This window comes from Noviherbaspirillum pedocola (genome assembly GCF_016632335.1).
In the GTDB taxonomy this organism is placed as follows: domain Bacteria; phylum Pseudomonadota; class Gammaproteobacteria; order Burkholderiales; family Burkholderiaceae_D; genus Noviherbaspirillum_A; species Noviherbaspirillum_A pedocola.
In genome coordinates, this window is the sequence record NZ_JAEPBG010000001.1 from 143,277 (window position 1) to 161,322 (window position 18,046).

Below are 18,046 nucleotides of genomic sequence, written 5' to 3' on the forward strand. Positions count from 1 at the left end.
TCAGCCTTTCGCCGGCTTGGCGCCGACATTGCCGGCGGCACCGGAAGGATTGGCGGCATTGGCGCCGTTGTCAGCCTTGCCGGCGTTCTGGTTGATGATGCGCGAGATCAGCGCATCGGCTTCGCGGTCGGCTTCTTCGAACACGCGGGTTTCATAGGCCGGCGCGGTGCGCGCGGCGGTGGTGCCGGACAGCGAGGTGCCTTCGGTGTTGGCGATGTCGACCTTCACATCCATCGACAGGCCCACGCGCAACGGATGCGCCTCGAGTTCCTTCGGGTCCAGGCTGATGCGCACCGGCACGCGCTGCACCACCTTGATCCAGTTGCCGCTGGCGTTCTGCGTAGGCAGGAGCGCGAAGGCTGCGCCGGTGCCGGCCGACAGACCGACGACCTTGCCGTGGAAGGTGACGTCGCTGCCGTACAGGTCCGAATGCAGCGTCACCGGCTGGTCCATGCGCATCTTGGCCAGCTGCACTTCCTTGAAGTTGGCATCGACCCACAAGGCATTGAGCGGCACGATGGACAGGAGCGGCGTGCCGGGCGCGACGCGCTGGCCGACCTGCACCGAGCGCCGCGCGACATAGCCGGTGATGGGCGCCGGCAGCTTGGTGCGCGACAGCGCCAGGTAAGCGGCGCGCACCTGCGTGGCCGCGCGCAGCACGTTCGGATGCTGCGACACCGAGGTCGACGAGGTCAGCGCCTGGTTCGAGGCGAGCTGTTCGCGCGCGGCCTGCAGCGCCGCTTCGGCGGCCTTGACCGCATCGCGTGCATGCTGGATTTCCTCGGCCGATACGGCACCGGTGCCGGCCAGCGACTGGCGTCGCTTCAAGTCCTGCTGCGCGCGCTCCAGGTCCGTGCTGCGCAGCGCGATGTTGGCATTGAGCGCGCCATTGTTGACGAACAGGGTGCGCACTTCGCGCACCGCGCCGGCCAGCTGCGCTTCGGCCTGGTTCAAGGCGACCTTGGCGTCGGACGGATCGAGCTCGATCAAAGGCTGGCCGGCCTGCACGCGCTCGGTATCGTCAGCATGGATGGCGATGACGGTGCCGCCGACCTGCGGCGTGACCTGGACCACGTTGCCCGAGACATAAGCGTCGTCGGTGTTTTCATAATGGCGGGCGAAGACGAACCAGTAGATGCCGTAGCCGACGCCGACGATCAGCAGGATCAAAGTGAAGGCGATCAGAAAGGAACGGCGCCGGCCATTCTTCTTCGGCGGCGTGGCCGGTGCGCTTGCGGGTGCGGTTGCGTTCATGATGCGTTTTTCGTGTTGGAGTTATTCGGTTGTGCCTGCGGCCTTTGCTGGCCGACGGCGTTCTGCTGCGCGTCCGGCGCGATACCGGCGGCCGCGGCATCGAAGCCGCCGCCGAGCGCGCGGATCAGCGCCACGTGCAGATCGGCGCGGCGGGCGCGGTTGTCGAGTTCGACCTTCTGCTGCGACAGCAGCGACATTTCGTTGGCCAGCACCGGCAGCATGTTCGAGGTGCCGGCGCGTTCCCGGTCGCGCGCCAGCTTGAGCGCATTTGCCGCGGCCTGGGTCGCGGCGCGCTGCTGCTCGCCCTGGGTTTGCGCGGCGCGCAGCGATTGCACCGCGTCGGCAACGTCGCGCAGTGCATCGGCCAGGCTCTGGTTGTAGGTCGCAACCGCATTTTCATAGCCGGCCACGCGGCCCTTCAATTGCGCGCGCAGGCGGCCGCCCGCGAAGATCGGCAATTTCAGCGCCGGGCCGATGCCGATCTGCCGGCTGGCTATGGTCAGCAATCGGCTCGGATCGAGCGAGGACAGGCCGGCGAAGGCGGTGAGATTCACATTCGGATAAAAGTCGGCGCGCGCGCTGGCGATCTCGCTGCTCGCGGCTTCGACGCGCCAGCGCGAAGCGACGATGTCGGGCCGACGGCCCAGCAATTCCAGCGGCAGCGCGTTTGGCAGCGCGGTATCGGCATCGGCCGGCAGCGTGGGAACGGGGATTGACAGGCCGCGGTCCGGGCCTTTGCCCAAAAGCGCGGCAAGCTGGTTACGCGACAGCGCGATGGCTTCCTGCCATTGCGCGGCTTCGGCGCGCAGGCTGGCCACCTGTTGGCGCGTGGCTTCGTTTTCGCTCTGGGTATCGAGCCCGGCCTTGAAGCGCAGTTCATTGAGCTTGCCGAGGCGTTCGCGCAGCGCAATCTGGCGCTGGGTCAGCTCCAGCTGCGAAGCCTGGCGTCCGAGCTGCAGCCAGGTGCGCGTGATCGAGACCGCCAGCATCAGGCGCGCGCTGTACTGCTCAGCCTGCGCCGCCCTGCCCTGGGACAAGGCTGCTTGCAGCTCGTCCTCGTGCTTGCCCCAGAAGTCGAGTTCATACGCGAAGTTCAGGCCCACGAGGCTGTCGGTGTACCAGCCGCCGCCATACGGCGGTGGATACAGGCCGTGCTCGCTGAAGCGGTTGCGGGTGGCGGAGGCTTGTCCGCCAACCGTGGGGTACAGGCTGGCGCGCGCGTTTTCCGCCGCTGCCCGCGCCGCGGCCACGCGCGCCGCGGCCGCCTGCAGGTTCGGATTGTCGGCCAGCGCTTCATCGACCAGTGCCTGCAACGGCGCGCCGCCGATCTGCGCGGCCCAGTCTGCGCTCGGCCATTCTCCGCCCTGTCCGGGCAACGTTTGCGCGGCGGCGTAGTCGGCGCTATGGCGGATCTTGGCGTCGGTGCCTATGCCATGAAAACTGGCGCAGGAACTGAGCAGCAGCGTCATGCCGACGGCCGCGATCGTGGCCTTGATGCGTGGCGTGCCGGCGCCTTGTGAAAGGGGAAGTGATGTCATGGAGCTTCAGTCATGGTGTTGTTCTTGGAGGCGTGCGCATGCGGCGGCGCCGGCGACGATGTCTTCCTCGTCGAGCAGCTTGCACAACAGCGAGCGCAGCTGCCGGATTTCCTCCGGGCTGAATTTCTGGAAGCTGCGGTTCAGCACCTGCGCATACAGGTCGGGCAGGAGGCGCCCCAGGCGCTGGCCTTCCTCGGTCAAACGGAGATCGATTATCCGCCGGTCGCCAACGCGAGGCATGCGCAGAAGCATGCCGCGCTTCTGCAGGCGGTCGACGATGCGGGTCATCGACGCGGAATCGACATACAGCTCGCGCGCCAGCTCGGCGGCGGTGCTGAAGCGACCGCTGGCAAGCATCAGGATGATGCTGCCCTGCGCATGCGTGATGCCATGCGCAGCCAGTTCGACATCGAGCGCGCGCGCCAGCCGGGCGCGCGATCGGGCCAGCAGATAGCCGACGCTGCGCTCGACCGCGTAATTTCCGTCGGAAAAAAGTTCTTGCATCTTGTTTATCATCAGACCTGCCTGTAACTGACTAAGCAGGAATATAGCAAAAATCCGCAGTACGCGCTTGATGTACTGCGCGCACTGCGGATTGCCTGATGCAGAGAACGGAAAGAGAAGGCGCGCAGCGGCGGAAAGCCGTTGCGCGTGACAGATCAGAAGCGGTAAACCGCGCCGAGGCGCACTACCGGATAGATGTTGTAGCTGTCGATCTTGTCGTGCAGCGAAGCGGCTTCGGCCTGGATATCCGACTGCAGCGTAGCGCACATGGTGCCCGGCAAATTGCAGCCGCTGTTGTCGACAGAGACACGCGCGCCGCCCTGGAACATCGCGCCGACATCAGCATTCACGCTCCAGCCCTTTGCGCTCGGACGGCTGCCCCAGCCGATGCCGAGATAAGGCGCGAAGCGGCGGAAATCGATGCGACCGTTGATGCTGCCGGCATCGGCGGCGCTGTAAGTATGGCCGTTAAGCACATAGGTGCCGGCGACGCTGGGCGTGCCGATGGCATCGACGTGGTTGTTGTTGTAGATCGCGCCGCCGGTGACGCGGAAACCGTTCTGCAGCGGATACAGGTCGAGCAGCAGGTCGACGGTGCGCAGCTTGATCTGGAAGTTGTAATCGACCGAACCGCGCTTGCCGGAGTAGTCGTAGTCGAACAGGTTGGCGCCGACGCGCACATCGAGCTTTTGCGTCAGCGGCATGGCCACATGCGCGCCGAAGCCGGTGGTACCGATGGAAACCGAGGGAGCGAGATCAATCGCCTGCGCTTGTGCGCAGCACATCGCCGCGACAGCGCCAATCGCAAACAGGTATTTCATTGCCAGGGAGTCAGTTAATAAGGTTGATGCGAGGAAAAATTGCGTAGAGGAATTATTTCACCGATCACCGACCAACACCTAACATTTTCGCCTGTTTGTTGTTTTGCGGAAAAAACTTATCGTTTCGAAATCAGAAAACGGCAAGGAAAAGCCCGCTGCGAGGAGCGGGCTTCGTCGGCTTGCGCGACGCGTAGCCGTACGCGTTTTCTACGACGGCTACGGTAGTGAAGCGATCACCGACCGGCATCAACATCCAGGTCGCCCGGCGTGCCGTCGCCGATCGAGTCGATGCGGTCGACATCGATATCTCCACCGGCATGGCGCACCGTATCGCGCCCGGCTTCCTTGCGTTCGCCGGTCCCACCGGAATCCGAATCGCTGTCGAGATCGGCATCGCCGAGATCGGGGCCGTCGCTGCCCCCGGCCAGCGAGGCATCCGGGTCCGAGGTCGTTCCGGTGTCCAGGCCGAGGCCGATGTCTTGCGCCAGACCCGGTCCCCTGGTGTCGGAACCGCTGTCCGAAAGATCGCTCGGACCAAGCGCGTCGGTGCCGTGACCGCGCCCGAGCGACCGGTCGGGTTGCGCGGTGAAATTGTCGGGATCGAGTGTGCTGTCCGCCATGATGGGCTCCTTGCCTGTTCAAAATCGGTTAGATGGCCCCGGCCGGAGCGGGTTCGGACCATTGATACCCATGCAATTGCGCAAAATCGCTTCGACTGTCGGCAAATTCGACGCTTTTGCGAACAATCAACCGAAACAGAAAATCGGCCGGGTGGCGCTGCAAAAGCCGGACGGAAGTGATACCGTTGCCAGACTGTTTGCACTTCAACCACATTGTCCGAGGCGGATCGGATGAAGAAGACGCCGCTCTACAGCAGTTCGCGCCGCGACCGGCGCGCCACGCCGGCGGCCAGCCCAGGCGCCGATCCCGCCGCACCCGCTCAGCCACGCCAGCCTCGGGATGCCGCATCGTCGTCATCCGCCTCCGCACCTGACTCCTCTGCCGCACAGCCTTCCGCCGCCTCATCCGCGCCAGCCAAACCGCGTTTCGCCCGCCTGCGCGGCGCGATCCGGCGCCATGAGCGCCTGATGCTGGTGCTTTCCAGCGTCGTGCTGTCGCTGCTGCTGATGTCGCTGTGGAATGCCGGCCGGCCGCTGCCGCGCGTGCTCACGCAAAAGGATATCGACGCGGCGGTGCTGCACACCATGCAGGAAAAGACCCTGCCCTCGCCCGAGAAACGCGCTTACGCGGTTATCGAACCTTCGGTGGTACGCATCCGCCAGCTCGGCCATGTCGATGGCCGGCGCGGCGAAGTGGTGACCGGCGTGGGCACCGGCATCGTGGTGGTCGACAAGGGTGTGATCCTGACCAATCTGCACGTGGTCGCCGGCGCCGAGAAGGTGCAGGTGACCTTTGCCGACGGCTCGGTCTCGGAAGCCAAAGTGACGAAGGTGCAGCCCGAGCATGATCTCGCAGTGCTGCAGGCGCAGAGCATCCCGGACGACCTGGTCGCCGCCACGCTGCGCTCCAGCCGCGACCTGTCCCTGGGCGACAAGGTGATTGCGGTCGGCTTCCCGTTCGGTATCGGCCCGTCGGTGACCTCGGGCATCATTTCCGGGCTCAAGCGCGAATACCGCTCGCCGGAAGGCAAGGAAGTGCTGTCCAACCTGATCCAGTTCGACGCCGCCGCCAATCCCGGCAATTCCGGCGGTCCGCTGGTGAACATGGATGGCGAGGTCGTCGGCGTGGTCACCGCGATCCTGAACCCGGGCGACCAGGGCGTGTTCATCGGCATCGGTTTCGCGGTGCCGATCGAGAACGCGGCTTCGGCGGCCGGCATGTCGCCGTTCTGAATCCGAATCGAATTCCCAACCTGAAGGCTATCCATGAACGAGATGCAGAACGGCGGCACCGATGTGTCGCGCCAGATGGAGCAGATCCTGTACGAGGTGAAGAAGGTGGTGGTCGGGCAGGACCATTTCCTGGAACGGGTGCTGGTGGCCATCCTGGCGCAGGGGCATCTGCTGGTCGAGGGCGTGCCGGGGCTGGCCAAGACGCTCACGGTGAAGACGCTGGCGCGCACGATACGCGGCTCGTTCAAGCGCATCCAGTTCACGCCCGACCTGGTGCCGGCCGATCTGATTGGCACCCGTATCTACAACCAGAAGACCGGCGACTTCTCCACCTCCTTCGGCCCGGTGTTCACCCACCTGCTGCTGGCCGATGAAATCAACCGTGCGCCGGCCAAGGTGCAGAGCGCGCTCCTGGAAGTGATGCAGGAATACCAGGTGACGATCGCCGGCGAAACCCACCGGGTGCCGCAGCCCTTCCTGGTAATGGCCACCCAGAATCCGATCGAGACCGAGGGCACTTACCCGCTGCCGGAAGCCCAGGTCGACCGCTTCATGATGAAGGTGCTGGTCGGCTATCCGAGCGAGGAAGAAGAATTCGTGATCGCCAACCGGGTCACCGGCCCGGCGGCGTCGGTGGCGGCGGTGACCTCGACCGAGCACCTGGCCGAAATGCAGCGCGAATGCCGCAACGGCTTTGTCGATCCGTCGCTGATCCAGTACGCGGTACGCCTGGTGGCAGCCACGCGCGACCCGGAACGCTACGGCGTGCGCGACACTGCCGACTATCTCACCTGTGGCGCCAGCCCGCGCGCGACGATCAACCTGGTGGAATGCGCGCGGGCGCTGGCCTTCCTGCGCGGCCGCAACTACGTCGTGCCCGAGGACATGGTCGACATCGCGCCGGACGTGCTGCGGCACCGGCTGTCGCTGTCCTACCAGGCGCTGACCGATGGCATCTCGGCCGACGCGCTGATCGCCCGCCTCATGAAACACCTGCCTGCGCCCGACCGGGTGCTCGATACCCATGTCCGCGTCGAAAGCGGCGCCTGAGGCACTGCTGCACCGTCTCGAATGGACGGTGCTGCGGAGGCTGGACGGCTTGCTGCACGGCGACTACCGCACCCTGTTCCGCGGACAGGGTGTGGACCTGGCCGAACTCCGCGAATACCAGCACAGCGACGACGTGCGCCATATCGACTGGAATGTGACGGCGCGGCTGCAGACGCCGCATGTGCGCGTCTACAACGAGGAGCGCGAAACCGCGGCCTGGTTCCTGGTCGACACCACGCAGTCGCTGGACTTCGGTTCGCAGACGGTCAGAAAGCGCATGGTTGCGACTGAACTCGTGGGCGTGCTGGCGCGGCTGTTCTCGCGCCACGGCAACCGCGTCGGCGCGGCCTTCTACGGCGGCACGCTCGACACCGTGATCCCGGCGCGCAGCGGCCGGCGCCATGTGCTGCACATCCTGAACAGCATGATGACGCGCCCGGCGCCCAAGCCCGGCGAAACGCGGCTGTCGGACCTGGTGACAGCGGCGATGCATGCGATACCGCGCCGCTCGGTGGTGTTCATCATTTCCGACTTCATCAGCGCGCCCGGCTGGGAGCGGCCGCTGGCCCAGGTTGCCGAGCGCCATGAAACTCTGGCGGTGCGGCTGTTCGATCCGCTCGAGCAGCAATTGCCGGATCTGGGCATCGTGACGATGCAGGATGCGGAAAGCGGCGAGCAGCTCGTGGTCGACACCCATGACCGCGCCTTCCGCCGCCGCTTCGCCGAGGCCGCGCTGCGTCGCGAAGAAGCGCTGCGCCAGTCATTTGCGCAGGCCGGCGTCGATGTGCTGGAGCTGTCGACCGACGACGACCTGATGGACGCGGTGATGCGCTTTGCCGACCTGCGCCGCCAGCGCAGCCGCATGGCCGCCGGCGCGCCGCTGTCGCGATACCGGGGGACATGATGACTTTCCTGTGGCCCGAGATGCTGTGGCTGCTGCTGGCCGCGCCGCTGCTGGCGCTGTTGTATCTGTGGCTGCAGCGGCGCAGGAAACGCATGGCGCTGCAGTACGCGAACCTGGCCATGGTCAAGGGCGCGGTGGGCGCGCGCGGCGGCATGCGTCGCCATTTGCCGCCGCTGCTGTTCTTCCTGGCGATGGTGGCGATGCTGCTGGCGGTGGCGCGTCCGGCAGCGGTGATCACCCTGCCCTCGCTGGACCAGACCGTGATCCTGGCCATCGATGTCTCGGGCAGCATGCGCGCCAACGATGTGCAGCCGAACCGGCTGGCGGCAGCGCAGGCGGCGGCAAAGACCTTCATCGAGGAACAGCCGCCGACCACGCGCATCGGCATCGTCTCCTTCGCCGGCACCGCGGCCGTGGTGCAGCCGCCGACGCGCAACCACGAAGACCTGATCGCCGCAATCGACCGCTTTCAATTGCAGCGCGGCACCGCGGTCGGCAGCGGCATCCTGGTGTCGCTGAAGGCGTTGATCCCGGAAGTGGAATTCGACTTGCAGGCGGAAAATCCGCGCGCGGTCAAAAAGGATGGCCCGCGCTCGCTGGACCAGCAGGCGGCAGCCAAGCCGGCGGCGCCGTTCAAGCCGGTCAAGCCCGGCTCCTATACGTCGGGCGTGATCATCCTGCTCACCGACGGCCAGACCACGACGGGCCCTGACCCGTTGGAATCGGCGCGCATGGCCGCCGAGCGCGGCGTGCGCGTGTTCACCGTCGGCGTGGGCACGGTCAATGGCGAAATCCTCGGCGAGGAAGGCTGGTCGATGCGGGTGAAGCTGGATGAGGATGCGCTGAAGGAAATCTCGAAGACCACCGACGCCCGCTACTTCTACGCCGGCACCGCGAAGGATTTGAACGAGATCTACAAGTCGCTGAATTCGCGCTTCGTGATGGAAAAGAAATCGACCGAGATCACGGCGCTGTTTGCCGGCGTGGCGGCGCTGTTGGCGATCGTGTCGGCGTTGCTGTCGATGTTGTGGTTTAACCGGATCGTGTGATCACCGCCAGCGAAGCCACATCGGATTTTTCCGGACTACGATGTTTTCAGGCTGGTCAGATCCCGTAGGGTGGGCGCAGCCCACGCGGTCTTCGGAGGTACGCGTGGGCTGTGCCCACCCTACGCACCCACTCTACACACCACAAGCGCCAGGCTAATCGGCCACCGACGCTACCGGATCCGACAAAGGGTCTGTCGCTGCGGCCGCGCCAGGCCAATGTCCTTCCTGGCCCGGCCTATCCATCATCGCGCGCCAGTTCGGATGCACTTCTTCCTCGCTCCACAAGGCCAGGTGCAGCCGCGACAGCAGCAGCGGATCATTCAGCAGCGGCCACTTCTGCGCCTCGGTCAGGCTTTCGGGATCGGCGCGCCAGACCTGCTGCAGCAACGCCTCGCGCGCCGCCTGCAGCGAGGCCGAACGCTTGCGCGCCCGCCCGCTGGCGCACAGCAGCGCATTCACCACCGGGTCGACCGCCGCCTCGGCAAAGCCCGGCTGCGACGGCGCTTCCGCGATGTGGCTACGCTGCTCGCGCAATTCGCGCGGCGGCTCGGCTTCCTCGGGGATCAGGAACAGTTGCGCGCGCCGAAACGCCCGGCCCAGTGATACCCGTGAAGACAGTACCGAGATCGGTATCGACAGCACCAGGGCGCCGGCGATGGGCATCAGCCACGGCAGATAGGAAGGATTGAGCCAGTACACCGTGCCGCCCCAGGCGAAACCGAGCACCGTGTGCGAACCATGCTTTCTGACGGCCTCGCTCCACGCGGTTTCCGAGTCCTCACGCGGCGGCGATTTCCACGTCATTTCCAGGCCGAAGTAGGCAGCGCTGACGAAGCGCGTATGGAACAGCATGCGCACCGGCGCCAGCAGCATCGAGAACAGCAGTTCGATGAGCATGCTCGCCGCTACCTGCATCCGGCCGCCATAGCCTTTCGCCCCGCGTATCCAGATCAACAGCACGCTCAGAATCTTCGGCAGGAACAACAGCGTCGCGGTCGCGCCGAACAGCGCCAGCGCCTGCTCGGGATGCCATTGCGGCCAGATCGGAAACAGCTGGCGCGGCTCGACGAAATACGTCGGCTCCTTCAGCGTGTTGTAGGCCAGGAGACCGGTGGACAGCACCAGGAACAGGAACCACAGCGGCGCCGACAGGTAGGCCATCACGCCGGTGGCGAACACGGCGCGATGCACCGGGTGCATGCCGCGCGCAGCGAAGAGCTTGAAGTTCATCAGGTTGCCATGGCACCAGCGACGATCACGCTTCAGTTCATCCAGCAGGTTGGGCGGCATTTCCTCGAAGCTGCCGTCGAGGTCATAGGCGATCCACACGCCCCAGCCGGCGCGACGCATCAGCGCGGCTTCGACGAAATCATGCGACAAGATCTCGCCGGACAGCGAGCCCTCGCCCGGCAGCGGCGCCAGCGCGCAATGGCGCACGAAGGGGTCGAGCCGGATGATGGCGTTGTGGCCCCAGTAATGCGATTCCCCAAGCTGCCAGAAATGCAGGCCGGCGGTGAACAGCGGGCCATACACCCGGGTCGAGAATTGCTGGATGCGCGCATACAGCGTGTCGCGACCGGCGGCGCGCGGCGCGGTCTGGATGATGCCGGCGTTCGGATTGGCTTCCATCAGCCGCACCAGCGTGGCCAGGCAATCGCCGCTCATCACGCTGTCGGCGTCGAGCACGATCATGTAGCGGTAATCCTTGGCCCAGCGCCGGCAGAAGTCGTCGATGTTGCCGCTCTTGCGCTTGACCCGGCGATGGCGGCGCCGGTAGAAGATGCGGCCGAAGCCCTCCACGGCCTGGCACAGCCGCGACCAGGCGGCGACCTCGGCGGCACAGGTGTCGCTCTGGTAACTGTCGGACAGCACAAAAAAATCGAAGCGGTCCAGCACGCCGCTGCGCGCCACCGATTCATAGGTCGCGCGCAATCCGGCGAATACCGCGGTCACATCCTCGTTGCAGATCGGCATGACGATCGCTGTACGCGCGTTTTCGGGTATCGCCGCGCCTTCATGGGCGTTGCGCGAAATCAGGTAACGGTCGGTGCCGCGCAGCAGCACCCAGAAGCCGGCCATCGCGGTCCAGAAACCGGCCGAGACCCAGCAGAACAGCACGGCGAAAAACGCCATCGTGACCCATTCGATCGGCTGCGTGCCCTGGTAAGGCAACACCTGCGCCATGAACCAGGTCGCCAGCGCGGTCTGCCCCAGCATCAGGAGCAGCAGGATGCCGCGGCGCAGGCCGCCGTCCGGCTGGCGGCGCGGCGAGGCGTTCGGATGGTTGCCGCCGGCCTGCGGCGCATCGGCGGGCCAGGGTTCGCGCTGACGTGTCGCGCCGCGCGCCTTCCATTCGCGCTGGCGACGCAGCACCGACTCGCTCCAGCGCACCAGCGGATTGAGCGGTCCCCATGGATGCGGCGTCATCGAGGCGCGATGCAGCGGCCGCGCGGCGCACAGGCGCGCCTGGCCATGGGCATCTTCTTCCACGCTCGGCGCCGCATGCGACAAGCCGATGCGCGCCGCAATCGACGCCGCCGCCGGATCGACGGCATCGGCGCCGGGCGCATCGGGCTGCAGCTCGGCAAGCAGCCGATGCAGATCGGCCATCGCCTGCGCCGGCGTGGTCTGCGCGCCGATCGCCAGCTTCGCCTCGATCGCCGCGCGCGCCTGCGGCGACAGGCCAAGCCGGTCGAGATAGCGCGCCACACGCAGCGCTGCTGCGTCTGCGCGCCTCATTCCGGGCTCAGTATGTAGCTCCACGTTTCCGAGAGAGTCTGGTTGTCATTGCGCAGGAAACCGCGCAGCTCGACCGGCTTGCCGGCGTCCGCCCGCTGCATCTTTACCGTCATGCGCCAGCCGCCGGTCACGTCGTTGCGCATGGTATTGGTCTCTAGCAGCTTGCCATTGCCGTCGACGCTGACGACGGCCTGCGGCTTGATGTTGTCGGGCAGCTTCGACAGCGCCGGCCCTTCGAAATCGACATTGAAGAAAATGCTGTCATCGGCTTTCCTGACGTAGCCGTGGCCGCGGCGAGTTTGCGTGACCCAGGCCAGGGGCGGACGCTTTTCCCGGTTCATCTGCCACAAGAGCCGGTATTCCAGGTCGTATGGATGGCCGGGCGTTGGCGACGCATCGGGCACCCAGTAGGCGACGATGTTGTCATTGGTTTCGTCGGGCGTCGGAATCTGCACCAGCTCGACCCGCCCGGCGCCCCACTTGTTCAGCGGTTCGACCCATGCGCTGGGTCGCAGTTCAAAGCGCGACTCGAGGTCCTCGTAGCTGCTGAATTGCCGGTCGCGCTGCATCAGACCAAAGCCGGAAGGATTGGACAGCGAATAGGAGGTCACCAGCAGCTTCTTAGGATTTACAAGCGGCCGCCAGATCCATTCGCCGGTGCCGGACTCGATCGACAGACCATCCGAATCATGGACTTCCGGGCGATAGTCATCGGCGCCACCGCGCTGGTTTTCGCCGGAGAAGAACATCGAGGTCAAGGGCGCAATGCCGACCTTGGTCACATGCTCGCGCGGAAACAGGCGCGCGGTGACATCGATGGCGGTGTCATTGCCGGGCTTGAGCACGAAGCGGTAGGCGCCGGTCATGCGGCGCGAATCGAGCAGAGCATAGATCGTCAGTTCACGCGATTTCGGCTGCGGACGTTCGATCCAGAATTCGGTGAAGCGGGGGAATTCCTCGCCGGAATTGAGCGCGGTATCGAGCGCCAGGCCGCGCGCGGACAAGCCATAGCGCTGTTCCTTGCCGACCGCGCGGAAATAGCTGGCGCCGAGGAAGACCAGCACCTCGTCCTTGTATTTCGGCGTGTTGATCGGGTAATGCACGCGGAAGCCGGCGAAATCGAGACCGGCGAGTTCCTTGGGATTGATCCGGTTCGCGCCGTAATGAAACAGCTTCGGATCGAAGCGCACCGGCCGCACCGATTTGCCGACCACTTCATTGATGCGCACCGGCAGATTGAAGTTGCGACCCTCGTGATAGAAGGCCACTTCGAAAGGCAGTTTCGCATCGCGCCACAGCGCGTGGTCCATGTCGAAGCGGATATCGCGGTACTGGTCGTAAGAGAGCTCCTGCAGCGATTTCGGCAGGTTGGTGCGTGGCTCCTTGTACGGCGACGCGGACAGGGTCTTGGCCTGCATCGCGACGTCATTGAAGCTCAGCGCCAGCGCCGCGGGCGCGGCAAACAGCGTGCCGCATGCAAGGGCGAGAGCCGCGGCATGGCGCAGGCAAAGCGGTGACTTCAAGCTCGGTTCAGCCATGTAACTCCATGTGGGGGAAGCGCCTGGAAACAGCGAAAGGCAATTGCAGAATTTCAAGAACGGGCCCTACTTTGCCAACATGGTCCCCGTTTGTCGAGGCATCCAGCGCTCCGCTACGACCTTCCGCAAATGCATGCTGATGGAAGAAAAAATCAGCGATCCACGCTTTTCGACACGCAGGCATCGCGTTTTCGCGGCATGCAGCCTGCTTTTCCTATGTAGCGTCGCCAGTCCGGTGAAACGTGGCTTTTATGTAAGAAAGTGTAATGCGCCGTGATCCCATCCTCACGGAAAGCATACCTATGACCGGGCGTTTCCATGTTGCATCGTTTTGCGCGCCGAATAGGTTTCCCGATCGTATCTGGCGATTTCAGACTATGAATGGAAGGCAGGAAGCGATTGCGCCGGATCATTGCGGACTAAGCAATGGTGCGGTGCATGATATGCAATAAACGTATTTAAGCATCGTACAAAACCGCACAGACAGTCCGTTTAAGGGCTGTTGCGTGTTTCTGATATTCACGATCCAAATACAAGGTATGGTCAACTGAAATTGGAAACTGCCTGTACCCGTTCCTATAATCAACTCGTAACCTCACTATCTCAGGAGTCCATCATGTCCAGTTTTGTCATGTCTTCCGCGCGCACCAACGCTGCCCCGAGCTATGGACAGAACGTGCTTCGCGCCTTCCGTGAACTGATTGCCGCGCTGGTCACCGTGCCGTCGTCTGGCCAAAGCAGCACCGTGCGCAACCAGCTCGCGATACTGCGTGCAGCCAGGCAATACGAAGCGCTGTCGCCGAACCTCGCCGCCGAACTGCGTTCGGTTGCCTGCCGCGACTGAGTTGTCGGCTTCGATGTCCATTCTCACCCTGGAAGTCTGCCTGGCTGCCCTGCTGGCGCTGACCACGCTCGGCACCGGGCTGACCATGGTGCGAAACATGAAGAAGTCCGGGTCGCGCCCGCCTTTGCCGACGGCGGCACGCAGTTACCGCAGCTCCTTCTGACGGTACGATCCGGATTCCGCTTTACGTTCATCTCTCCTGCGGCAAGACGCCATAGCGCAAGTCCAGCGCCTTGAGCATGCGCCGATACGCGGCGGACAGCCGATCAGCACGCTGCGGCACTTCCATACCTGGCTCGAGCGGAATCGCTTTCGGCCGCTGCGATTCCAGGATCGCCAGATCCTGCAGAAAGATCCGGTCCTGGAATGCGCGCGATTCCTCGTCGCTCGAACTGTCGTTGCTCATCGCCAGCACAATCCAGGCGCGGCAATGCTCCTCGTCCTCCGGCTGCACATGCAGGCTGATCGCTTCGGCCAGGCCGCCCTGCTGCGCGGGCAGTTTGGTCAGAATCGCGGTGAGCGGACGCACTACCCGATACGTGTATTCCACCATCGAGCCGCCTGCGGCCAGCAGATTGGCTTGCGGCTGCCAGGCATGGCATTCGGTGGCGATCACGCCGGTCATGCCGCGCTCACCCAGGCCATCGTCATAAGGATCGACCCGGTAGTCCGGCACCTCGGTGAATTCCCGCGCGCCGAGAATGCCTTCGTGGATGAACGGGAAATGCGCCATGTCGAGGAAGTTTTCGATGACGCGCGGACCACAGGCATGCACCGGATACGGCCCGCACAACACCTTGCGCAGGCGCGCATCCGCATGCTCGGGAAACGGCGGCAATTCCAGCGCCGGCTCGCCCAGGCAGACCCAGACCAATCCATAGGCCTCGCGCGCAGCAAAACGCCGCGCGCAGGCCGTCTTTGGCGGCGTGTCATGCGGCTGCGCCGGCTGCAGTCGGCAAGCGCCTGCGGCATCGAATTGCCAGCCGTGATAGGCGCATACCACCCGGTCTTCCTGCACCCAGCCCAGCGACAGCCGCGCGCCGCGATGCGGACAGCGATCGTTCCAGGCATGCACCACACCGGACGCATCCCGCCAGACAAGCATCTCCTCCTCCAGCAGCCGCACCGGCAGCAGCGCGCCCGGCGCCAACGCCGCACTCGCCGCCACCGGATGCCAGTCGTTCCACAGCACCGGATCCATGGCCGCGCTCATTTCCAGAAACCGATATGCGGCGCCGCCGCCTCGGCTTCCATTTCCGGCAACGGTCCGACGACTTCGACCGGGCGCTGGCCGCGCGCGAACACGTCGCGGCAAGGCAGCGACAGCGTCGGATTTTCCGGATGGTTGCCGGTCAGGCCGAGCAGCGCTTCTTCCGACATCGCATACACCACCCGGCCGATGCCGCACCAGTAGATCGCACCGGCGCACATCGCACAGGGTTCGGCGCTGGTATAGAGCGTGGCGCGCGCGAGCGCCGCCGGTTGCAGCTTGCGCGCGGCCTCGGCAGCGGCGCGCAGTTCGGCATGCTGGGTCGGATCGCCTTCGGGCGGCATCGAATTGTTGCCGGCTTCGGCGACGATGGCGCCATGCTCGTCGACGACGATGGCGCCGAACGGATGACGACCGGCGGTCTTGGCCCGCTCGGCCACCGCCAGCGCGGCGCGCATCAGCGCACGGTCGCGCTCGGACAGCGTGGGGTTCTCAGCATTCATGTTTTTGCTCCGGATACGAAAAGGGCCGCCCGCGACGACGGACAGCCCCTGTTTCTGCATGACTTGCGATTACTTCGGAATCGAGCCTTCCACGCCCTTCACGTAGAAGTTCATGCCCTTGAGCATGCCTTCGTCCGGATCCTTGCCGGCAGCCAGGACTTCCTTGCCGGACTGATCGACGATCGGTCCAGCGAACGCGATGTCCTTGCCCGAAGCCATGGTTGCCTTCGCATCCTGCATCGCCTTCTTCGCCTCATCCGGTACCACCGGATTGACGTTGACCAGGTCGATCGAGTTTTCCTTCACGCCCCACCAGGTGGTGCCGTTCTTCCAGGAGCCATTCAGCACCGACTGGATGGTCTGCTTGTAATACGGCTCCCAGTTGATGACGGCCGACGCCAAGTGCGCCTTGGGACCGAAGCTGGACATATCCGAATCCCAGCCGAATGCATACACGCCCTTCTCTTCAGCCGCTTGCAGCGTGGCCGGGGAGTCGGTGTTCTGGATCAGCACGTCGACGCCTTGGCCGATCATCGTCATTGCGGCATCGCGTTCCTTGGCCGGATCGAACCAGGACGATACCCAGACCGCGCGGGTGGAAATGTTCGGGTTGACCGATTGCGCGCCGCGGGTGAAGGCATTGATGTTGCGGATCACTTCAGGAATCGGGAAGGAAGCCACCACGCCGAGCTTGTTCGACTTGGTCATCTTGCCGGCCAGCACGCCGGCCAGGTAGGCGCCCTGGTAGGTGCGGGTTTCATACACGGCCAGGTTAGGCGCGGTCTTGTAGCCGGTGGCGTGTTCGAACTTCACGTCCGGGAAATCCTTGGCCACCTTCAGCATCTGCTCCATGTAGCCGAAGCTGGTGCCGAAGATCAGCTTGTTGCCCTGGCTGGCCAGGTCGCGGAACACGCGTTCGGCGTCGGCGCCCTCGGCCACCTTTTCGACATAGGTGGTCTGGATCTTGTCGCCGAAGTCGGCTTCGACCGCCTTGCGCGCGGCATCGTGCGCGAAGGTCCAGCCGGCGTCGCCGACCGGGCCGACGTAGACGTAGGCCACTTTCAGCGGACCGCTGGCTGCCGCAGCAGCCGGAGCAGGAGCCGCAGCGGGCGCAGCAGCCGTCTTGTTTTCAGTTTTCTCGCCGCAGGCGACCAGCATCATCGTGGATGCGGCAACCAGCAGACCGGCTTTCAGCGTGCTGCGCTTCTTCATGTCAGGCATGGATTTCCCCAGAATGGAACAAAGGTTGAACAAAAAAACGTAATGTTGACCGAAAGTAAATTCTAATTCAGCAACGAGTGGTTTCAAGCGGAATTCGGATTGAAATTCTTGCCCAGCGACGCCGGAATGTTCAGGCGTATCCAGTCCGGATTGCGCGAGATCAGCACCAGCACCAGCACGGTCGCCGCATACGGCAGCATTGCCATGATCTGCGCCGGCACCGCCACGCCCAAGCCCTGCAGGTTGAGCTGCAGGATGGTGACGCCGCCGAACAGCCAGGCGCCGCCGACCACGCGCCACGGTTTCCAGCAGGCGAAGGTGGTCAGCGCCAGAGCGATCCAGCCCTTGCCGGCAGTCATGCCTTCCTGCCACAAGGGCGTGTAGACCAGCGCCAGATAGGCACCGGCCAGGCCGCAGCAGGCGCCGCCGAAGATCACCGCCGCCATGCGGATGCCGCGCACGCTGTAGCCGAGCGCATGGGCGGACTCGGGCGATTCGCCGGTCGCGCGCAGCACCAGGCCAGTGCGGCTATGGTTCAGGAACCAGGCCAGGAAGGCGCACAGCAGGAGCGCGATGTAGACCATCGGATGCTGGTTGAACAGCACCGGCCCGAAGAACGGAATCTTGGACAGGCCCGGGATTGCCACGCTGGATGCCTTCAGGCTCATGCCGGTGTACGGAATGCCGAGGAAGGCCGACAGACCGGCGCCGAAGATCGACAGCGCCAGGCCGGTCGCATATTGATTGGTGTTCAGCCACAGCACCATCCAGCCGAAGAAGGCCGCCGCCGCGCCGCCCGCCGCGGCTCCCGCGAGAAAACCGAGCGTAACGCTGCCGGTGGCGATCGTGGTGGCGAAACCGGCAATCGCGGCCAGCAGCATCATGCCTTCCGCGCCGAGGTTCAGCACACCAGACTTCTCGTTTACCAGCAGGCCAAAGGCAGCCAGCATCAGCGGCGTGCCGGCGTTGATCGTTGCCGCCAGCGCCGGGGCCAGCAGCAGTGCAAAGGTTTCCATCG

At 64.8% G+C, this 18,046-nt stretch carries 17 protein-coding genes; 6 read left to right on the forward strand and 11 right to left on the reverse strand.

Features of this window, described 5'->3' with window-relative positions; genetic code table 11:
* The 5 genes from JJB74_RS00670 to JJB74_RS00690 all read right to left on the reverse strand — a co-directional run bounded on the left by JJB74_RS00670 (position 1) and on the right by JJB74_RS00690 (position 4,737).
* A complete protein-coding gene (locus tag JJB74_RS00670; RefSeq protein WP_200589643.1) occupies positions 1–1,254 on the reverse strand; it encodes an EmrA/EmrK family multidrug efflux transporter periplasmic adaptor subunit in 1,254 nt (417 codons plus the stop codon).
* Positions 1,251–2,792, reverse strand: coding sequence for an efflux transporter outer membrane subunit (locus JJB74_RS00675; protein WP_200589645.1), 1,542 nt, complete (start codon positions 2,790–2,792; stop codon positions 1,251–1,253). Before JJB74_RS00675 ends, JJB74_RS00670 begins: the two co-directional genes overlap by 4 nt.
* Positions 2,793–2,798: 6 nt before the next feature.
* Positions 2,799–3,296, reverse strand: coding sequence for a MarR family winged helix-turn-helix transcriptional regulator (locus tag JJB74_RS00680; protein ID WP_200589647.1), 498 nt, complete (start codon positions 3,294–3,296; stop codon positions 2,799–2,801).
* A 155-nt stretch (positions 3,297–3,451) separates the two neighbouring features.
* Complete coding sequence (locus tag JJB74_RS00685) at positions 3,452–4,117, reverse strand: hypothetical protein (RefSeq protein WP_234483439.1); 666 nt, start codon at positions 4,115–4,117, stop codon at positions 3,452–3,454.
* A gap of 233 nt (positions 4,118–4,350) precedes the next feature.
* The gene (locus tag JJB74_RS00690; protein ID WP_200589649.1) at positions 4,351–4,737 is read right to left on the reverse strand and encodes a hypothetical protein; all 387 of its coding nucleotides are present in this window, start codon (positions 4,735–4,737) and stop codon (positions 4,351–4,353) included.
* Between the two features lie 231 nt (positions 4,738–4,968).
* Between JJB74_RS00690 and JJB74_RS00695 the strand changes: the two genes are divergently transcribed.
* Genes JJB74_RS00695 through JJB74_RS00710 form a run of 4 tightly spaced genes read left to right on the forward strand, consistent with a single transcriptional unit; the run spans position 4,969 to position 8,973 of the window.
* Positions 4,969–5,970 carry a S1C family serine protease gene (locus JJB74_RS00695; protein WP_200589651.1) on the forward strand — a complete coding sequence of 334 codons (1,002 nt, stop codon included), beginning with the start codon at positions 4,969–4,971 and terminating at the stop codon, positions 5,968–5,970.
* A 33-nt stretch (positions 5,971–6,003) separates the two neighbouring features.
* Positions 6,004–7,020 carry an AAA family ATPase gene (locus JJB74_RS00700; protein ID WP_234483441.1) on the forward strand — a complete coding sequence of 339 codons (1,017 nt, stop codon included), beginning with the start codon at positions 6,004–6,006 and terminating at the stop codon, positions 7,018–7,020.
* A complete protein-coding gene (locus tag JJB74_RS00705; protein WP_200589653.1) occupies positions 6,995–7,924 on the forward strand; it encodes a DUF58 domain-containing protein in 930 nt (309 codons plus the stop codon). Before JJB74_RS00700 ends, JJB74_RS00705 begins: the two co-directional genes overlap by 26 nt.
* Positions 7,924–8,973 (forward strand): VWA domain-containing protein, encoded by a 1,050-nt coding sequence (locus tag JJB74_RS00710; RefSeq protein WP_200590706.1) that lies wholly within the window; start codon positions 7,924–7,926, stop codon positions 8,971–8,973. Before JJB74_RS00705 ends, JJB74_RS00710 begins: the two co-directional genes overlap by 1 nt.
* 153 nt (positions 8,974–9,126) lie before the next feature.
* Here JJB74_RS00710 and mdoH read toward each other — a convergent pair whose 3' ends face one another.
* Both mdoH and JJB74_RS00720 read right to left on the reverse strand, forming a co-directional pair.
* Positions 9,127–11,712, reverse strand: a complete 2,586-nt coding sequence (mdoH, locus tag JJB74_RS00715; RefSeq protein ID WP_200589655.1) for a glucans biosynthesis glucosyltransferase MdoH — start codon at positions 11,710–11,712, stop codon at positions 9,127–9,129.
* Positions 11,709–13,250, reverse strand: a complete 1,542-nt coding sequence (locus tag JJB74_RS00720; RefSeq protein WP_200589658.1) for a glucan biosynthesis protein G — start codon at positions 13,248–13,250, stop codon at positions 11,709–11,711. Before JJB74_RS00720 ends, mdoH begins: the two co-directional genes overlap by 4 nt.
* A 616-nt stretch (positions 13,251–13,866) precedes the next feature.
* Between JJB74_RS00720 and JJB74_RS00725 the strand changes: the two genes are divergently transcribed.
* Together JJB74_RS00725 and JJB74_RS00730 are read left to right on the forward strand one after the other, a co-directional pair.
* Positions 13,867–14,094, forward strand: a complete 228-nt coding sequence (locus JJB74_RS00725; RefSeq protein ID WP_200589661.1) for a hypothetical protein — start codon at positions 13,867–13,869, stop codon at positions 14,092–14,094.
* A 13-nt stretch (positions 14,095–14,107) separates the two neighbouring features.
* On the forward strand, positions 14,108–14,257 hold the full coding sequence (locus JJB74_RS00730; RefSeq protein ID WP_200589663.1) for a hypothetical protein: 150 nt from the start codon (positions 14,108–14,110) through the stop codon (positions 14,255–14,257).
* A gap of 27 nt (positions 14,258–14,284) precedes the next feature.
* Here JJB74_RS00730 and JJB74_RS00735 read toward each other — a convergent pair whose 3' ends face one another.
* From JJB74_RS00735 to JJB74_RS00750, 4 genes are all read right to left on the reverse strand, one after another.
* Entirely contained in the window at positions 14,285–15,307 is a 1,023-nt protein-coding gene (locus JJB74_RS00735; protein ID WP_234483443.1) for an aromatic ring-hydroxylating oxygenase subunit alpha, read from the reverse strand.
* A complete protein-coding gene (locus JJB74_RS00740; protein WP_200589667.1) occupies positions 15,304–15,807 on the reverse strand; it encodes a nucleoside deaminase in 504 nt (167 codons plus the stop codon). The genes JJB74_RS00735 and JJB74_RS00740 overlap by 4 nt, the downstream gene beginning before the upstream one ends.
* Positions 15,808–15,876: 69 nt before the next feature.
* Positions 15,877–17,028 (reverse strand): BMP family ABC transporter substrate-binding protein, encoded by a 1,152-nt coding sequence (locus JJB74_RS00745; RefSeq protein WP_200589669.1) that lies wholly within the window; start codon positions 17,026–17,028, stop codon positions 15,877–15,879.
* A gap of 83 nt (positions 17,029–17,111) precedes the next feature.
* Entirely contained in the window at positions 17,112–18,044 is a 933-nt protein-coding gene (locus tag JJB74_RS00750) for an ABC transporter permease (RefSeq protein ID WP_200589671.1), read from the reverse strand.
* Positions 18,045–18,046: the final 2 nt, after the last annotated feature.